Source organism: Desulfocastanea catecholica (assembly GCF_054657295.1).
Genome location: NZ_BAAHYZ010000163.1, coordinates 1 through 297, shown reverse-complemented (window position 1 = coordinate 297; position 297 = coordinate 1). Strand labels below are relative to the sequence as shown.

1 pseudogene is annotated in these 297 nt (G+C 45.5%); it reads right to left on the bottom strand.

Annotation, left to right across the window (positions count from 1 at the left end):
- A pseudogene (locus ACYQ8U_RS23355) lies at nt 1-243 on the bottom strand (ISAzo13 family transposase); the annotation flags it as partial.
- Between the last annotated feature and the right edge of the window lie 54 nt (nt 244-297).

Here is a 297-nt window from a genome sequence, read left to right as displayed (position 1 = left end):
TCCTTTACGACGCAATCTCCGACCAGCGTCCTCTTCTGCTACTCCCTCATTTTGTGAACTCAGAAGCTCCTTTAGTCCTAGCTTTATGGAATTTCGTGCCACTCCAGTGGCTTTCTGAACGAGCGTAATACCCCCATGGCCAAGAACTTTGGCCTCGGATGCAGCAAATAATCGTCTCAACCTTTCATCTAAGGCCCACTCGAGATTTTGGAAACGTTCCCTGATTGCCGATTCAATATCCATGCAACCAATATAACATATCCATCGCAAATGGCCATGTTATTAATTTACAGATCC